Origin of the sequence: uncultured Microbacterium sp. (assembly GCF_963521695.1) — a bacterium.
In the GTDB taxonomy this organism is placed as follows: Bacteria; Actinomycetota; Actinomycetes; order Actinomycetales; family Microbacteriaceae; genus Microbacterium.
The window spans coordinates 1-5,278 of the sequence record NZ_CAUQWC010000228.1 but is presented as its reverse complement, the minus strand read 5'-3'; the positions used below and the strand labels follow the sequence as shown (position 1 = coordinate 5,278).

Here is a 5,278-nt window from a genome sequence, read left to right as displayed (position 1 = left end):
TGCTCGGGGCCGTAGCCGAAGGCATCCACGAGATCCTGGGCGTGCGGCCGGAGCCGCGCGCAGAGACGGTCGATGTAGCTCGAGACGGCGGACCCGCGCTGCATCGAGAGTCGCCCGTTGATGAGGTGCCACGCGAGGTGCTTCTCGATCAACTGCAGGCCGAAGAGGTCGCGCAACCATGTCAGTACCCGCAGGGTGTCGGGGTCGTCGATGCGGTTGACGGCGTCGGTGAACGCCTCCCACTGCAGCAGTTCGCCGTGGGCCCGGGCAGCCTCGATGAGCTCCGACTGGTTCTCGTTGAACAGGGCCGCGGCGTCGTCACGCGAGAGCCGGGATGCCGGACGCAGGCGCCCCGCGATGTCGGCCACCATCTGCTGCACGCGGCCCGCCAGCAGTTCGTGCTGCTGTTCGGCGCGGAGCCCCTTCTCGACCGAGCGGGCGGTGGATCCGAAGTCGCTGACGGCCTGGCCGAGCTGACGCATCCCGGCTCCGTGGAAGAGCTTGCCGGCGGTCTGGCCCACGGCGAAGGCGGCGAGCTGCTTGGCATCCTTGCCCTTGAACTGGCGGGCGTAATCAGCGAGTAGGCGCTTGCCCACGAGCTGGAGCAAGACGTTGTTGTCGCCCTCGAAGGTGACGAAGATGTCGAGGTCGGCGCGGAGTCCCACGAGGCGGTTCTCGAACAGGAAGCCCTGCCCGCCGCACGCCTCGCGCGCCTCCTGCAGCGTGTCGAGCGCGTGCCAGGTCGAGAGAGGCTTGAGGGCGGCGGCGAGGGTCTCGAGGTCTTCACGATCGGCGTCGGTGTCGAGGGTGCCGCTGAAGACGCCGTCGAACTTCTGCAGGAACTCGTCGTGCGCGAAGATCTCGGCATAGGTCGTCGCCAGGCGCGGCAGCAGGCGACGCTGGTGCTTGCCGTAGTCGAGCAGGGTGACCTCGGGGGTGCCGCTGCCGGAGTCGAACTGACGGCGCTGGTTGCCGTAGGTGATCGCGATGATGAGGCCGATGGCCGAGGCCCACGCGGCTGCGCCGTCGAGCGACACACGACCCTGCACGAGGGTGCCGAGCATCGTGAAGAACCGGCGACCCGGGCTGGCGATGTCGCTCGAGTACGTGCCGTCGGCTGCGACGTCGCCGTAGCGGTTCAGCAGGTTGGTACGCGGGACGCGCACGTGATCGAAGTGCAGACGGCCGTTGTCGATGCCGTTCAGACCGCCCTTGAGGCCGTCGTCCTCTCCCCCGATGCCGGGGAGGAAGGCGCCGTCCTCGTCGCGGAGGGGGACGTAGAAACAGTGCACGCCGTGGTTGACGCCGTTCGTGATGAGCTGCGCGAACACCGTTGCCGCTTTGCCGTGCAGGGCGGCGTTGCCGAGGTAGTCCTTCCACGCGCCGCGGAAGGGCGTGTGGATGACGAACTCCTCGGCGGCGGGATCGTAGGTCGCGGTCGTGCCGATGGCGGAGACGTCTGAGCCGTGTCCGGTCTCGGTCATGGCGAACGCGCCGGGGATGTCGAGGCTCATGATGCCGGGCAGCCACTTCTCGTGGTGTTCGGCCGTGCCCAGCTGCAACACCGCCGAGCCGAAGAGGCCCCACTGGACACCCGACTTGATCTGCAGGCTGGGGTCCGCGGCGACCAGCTCCTCGAAGCCGGCGATGTTGGCGCCGTTGTCGTCCTCGCCGCCGAAGCGCTTCGGGAAGGCGCGGTGCACGGCCTTGTTCTGCACGAGCAGGTGCAGCTGACTCAGGGTGCGCTCGCGGTGCGCGTCCATGCCGAGGCTGTCGTCGCGCCACAGCGCAGGGTCCTTGATCAGCTCGCGCGCCGCGCGGCGCGTGTCGGCCCACGTTCCGAGCAGCAGATCGGTGACCCGCTCGGTATCGATGCGGGCTTCCGCGGCCTCGGCGGCGGTGTGCGCCGCGGTGGGCGCACCTCCGACGGGCGTACGCGTGCTCGTGGCGGGCGTGGTGGGACGGACGGCGGCGTCGGTCATTCTCGGCACCTCTCGACGGGGCTCAGGGATGCCATTCACGGTAGGTCTCCCACAACGACCGGGCAATCATTGTGTGGATGCGCCACAACCCTGCCGGGTGGCGGACCGCGGGGTCGTTGTGGATGGTCAACATTCCCGGGAGCGCGCTGAGGAGAGACACACGACCGGCGGTTTCGACGAGCTCAGCCGTCTCGGATCCATGGACTCCGATCACGAAGGGTGGCTTCGACCGGCTCAGCCACCTCGCGACCACGGACTCAGATCACGACCGGTGGCTTCGACGAGCTCAGCCACCCCGAATCACGGACTCAGATCACGACCGGCGGCTTCGACCGCCTCAGTCACCTCGGGACGAGGTCCCTGAGCCTGTCGAAGGGACCGGGGGTCGCGCACGTCAGTTCGCGGCGACCACCGTCAGGATGCCGTCGCCGTAGGCCTCACGCTTCTTCGCGCCGATGCCGGTGATGCCGTCGAGGTCGCCGACCGATGCGGGCCGGGCGGCGGCGATGGCACGCAGGGTGGCGTCGCCGAAGACGATGTACGCCGGCACGCCCTGCTCGCGGGACTTCTCGGCGCGCCAGGCGCGAAGGGCCTCGAACAGGTCGCGGTCGGCGGGGGCCACGTCGTCGGCGCTGGACTTGCGTTGACGGCTGCCTCCACCGCTGGAACCCGCGCGCCCGAGCACGTCGCGCCGGAGGGGTACCGGGGCCTCTCCCCGGAGCACCGGCGCCGACGCCTCGCTGAGCGCGAGCGTGCCGTAGTCGCCCTGGGCGACGATGATGCCCCGGGCGAGCAGCTGACGGATGACGCTGCGCCAGTCCTGATCGGACAGGTCGGCCCCGAGCCCGTACGTGCTGAGACGGTCGTGGCCCTGCTGAGCGATGCGCTCCGTCTTGGCTCCGCGAAGGATGTCGATGAGGTGGCCCGCGCCGAAGGCCTGTCCACGCTCGCGCTGCAGCCGCACGATCGTCGACAGCAGCTTCTGGGCGGCGACGAGGCCGTCCCAGGTGTCGGGCGGGGTGAGGCACGTGTCGCAGTTGCCGCACGGCTCGGACCGCTGCCCGAAGTAGTCGAGGAGGTTCTGCCGACGGCATCCGACCGTCTCGCACAGGGCGAGCATGGCGTCGAGGTGCTGACCGAGACGCAGCTTGTAGGAGCGATCGCCGGGCGACTGGTCGATCATGCGGCGCTGCTGCACGACGTCGCCGAGGCCGTACGCCATCCACACCACCGAGGGATCGCCGTCGCGGCCGGCGCGCCCGGTCTCTTGGTAGTAGCCCTCCACCGACTTGGGCAGGTCGATGTGGGCGACGAAGCGCACGTCGGGCTTGTCGATACCCATGCCGAAGGCGATCGTGGCGACCATGATCACTCCGTCGTCACGGAGGAAGCGCGACTGGTTCGCCGCGCGCACGGAGGCGTCGAGGCCCGCGTGGTACGGCAGTGCGTCGAGGCCCTGGGTGCAGAGGTACGCCGCCATCTGCTCGACGCTCTTGCGGCTGAGCGCGTAGACGATGCCCGCCGAGCCCTCAGGCTGGCTCTTGATGAACTGCACGAGCTGACGCCGCGGGTCGACCTTCGCGTCGATGCGGTACTGGATGTTCGGGCGGTCGAAGCTCGCGACGAAGCCGCGGGCGTCGCGCAGCCGCAGACGCTCCACGATCTCTTGCGCGGTCGCCGGGGTGGCCGTCGCGGTGAGCGCCATGCGCGGAACACCCGGGAAACGGTCGGCGAGGTCGCCGAGGGCGAGGTAGTCGGGGCGGAAGTCGTGACCCCACTGCGACACGCAGTGCGCCTCGTCGATCGCGATGACGCTGAGCCGCCCACGCGCGAGGAAGGAGAGGGTCTGGGCGCCGTTGAGCCGCTCGGGGGCGACGTAGAGCAGGTCGAGCTCGCCCGCGAGGTAGGCCTGTTCGACGGCGTGCCGCTCGGCCGGTGACTGCGTCGAGTTCAAGTACCCCGCTCGCACGCCGTTGGCAATGAGCGCCTCGACCTGGTCGTGCATGAGTGCGATCAGCGGGCTGACGACCAGGCCGGTACCCGGCCGCACGAGCGCGGGCACCTGATAGGTGACGCTCTTGCCGCCGCCGGTGGGCATGAGTACGACCGCGTCGCCGCCGTCGACGACGTGCTGCACGATGTCGGCCTGATCGCCGCGGAACACGTCGTAGCCGTAGACCTCGTGCAGTACCTCGCGGGGGTCGCGCCCGGTGAAGTCGCGCACCGCCGGGAGTTCGCGCGCGGTGCCGGTCGCCGCCACCGCTCGCGCGAACGGCGACGACGGGTCGACGGGAGGCGGCGGGGCGTCAAAATCTTCGGGCGGGGCGAACTGATCGGGATCCCAGTCGGCGCCGGCGTACGGGTCGTCGAGCACGTCGTACGCCTCGGACGGCGCGTCGGCGTACGGCTCGGGTGCGGCGCCGGGATGAGTCACCCCTCCACGGTAACCCCGGTCGCCGACACCGACCTCGACGTGGCATCCATCGGTGCGATCATCCGGCTGGGGAGGAGGGGCTCGAGACTCCGCGCAAGGACGGGGATCAGCCGATCTCGCGCGAAATCGCTGACGCCGGCGTCACGCTGACCGCATCGAGATCGACCCGTCGCGCGGCGCACTCGGCGCAGCGGACGTAGCGAACTCGCCCCTCGCTCGTCGCGTGCACGGACTCGGTGAGCCACGCGTGTTCGTGGAGGAGGGCGGGAGCAGCGGCCGGGAGCAGTCGAGGGGCGGTCATGATCTCAGCGTGATGTAATGCCGTTATGCATCTCAACCCTTACGGGGAGTACGCCGCCCTCCTCGCGGCATCCCTCGCCAACGACTGGCCGGTCGACCGCGCGGGGATCGAAGCGCGCACGATCGAGAGGGGGATGACGATGCGGTTCCCCGCGGCACCCGACGACCATCTCAAGACGCGCGCGGTCATCGACGACTGGCTACGGGTCGTCGACGAGCCCGACCCCGACGCCCGCGCCGCTCTGCTGAACGCGCAGATGGCCGCGGTGACGGCCTATCCGCGCCTCACCGACCACGATGGCGAGGGGTGGCACCTGCACTACCGCGACAACGACGAGACGCTCCCGCGCGTGCTCGCGGCTGTCATCTCGGTCGGCACGTCGCTGCACCTCGTCACACGCGGAATGGACCGCCTCGGGCGCTGCGCCGCCGACCCGTGCACGAACGTGGTCGTCGACGTGACGCGCAACGGCCGGCAGCGGTATTGCTCGGTGCGGTGCGCGAACCGCGCCGCCGTCCGGCGGCATCGGGCGCGCGGGTAGCCGGGCGGGCAGCGCCGGGT

4 protein-coding genes are annotated in these 5,278 nt (G+C 70.1%); 1 reads left to right on the top strand and 3 read right to left on the bottom strand.

Features of this window, described 5'->3' with window-relative positions:
* From RWP81_RS13955 to RWP81_RS13945, 3 genes are all read right to left on the bottom strand, one after another.
* Positions 1–1,982 (bottom strand): acyl-CoA dehydrogenase (locus RWP81_RS13955; RefSeq protein WP_314457070.1); only part of this gene is annotated, 1,982 nt, incomplete at its 3' end.
* A gap of 394 nt (positions 1,983–2,376) precedes the next feature.
* Entirely contained in the window at positions 2,377–4,416 is a 2,040-nt protein-coding gene (gene recQ, locus RWP81_RS13950) for a DNA helicase RecQ (RefSeq protein WP_399540608.1), read from the bottom strand.
* 106 nt (positions 4,417–4,522) lie between these two features.
* Entirely contained in the window at positions 4,523–4,717 is a 195-nt protein-coding gene (locus RWP81_RS13945; protein ID WP_314457068.1) for a hypothetical protein, read from the bottom strand.
* A gap of 25 nt (positions 4,718–4,742) precedes the next feature.
* Here RWP81_RS13945 and RWP81_RS13940 point away from each other — a divergent pair, with 25 nt between their 5' ends.
* Entirely contained in the window at positions 4,743–5,258 is a 516-nt protein-coding gene (locus RWP81_RS13940) for a CGNR zinc finger domain-containing protein (RefSeq protein ID WP_314457066.1), read from the top strand.
* Positions 5,259–5,278 lie beyond the last annotated feature (20 nt).

What these genes read in the sequence shown, in the direction of transcription:
- RWP81_RS13945 (WP_314457068.1), bottom strand. Translation starts at nt 4,717, where the DNA reads ATGACCGCCCCTCGACTGCTCCCGGCCGCTGCTCCCGCCCTCCTCCAC.
- RWP81_RS13940 (WP_314457066.1), top strand. Translation starts at nt 4,743, where the DNA reads ATGCATCTCAACCCTTACGGGGAGTACGCCGCCCTCCTCGCGGCATCC.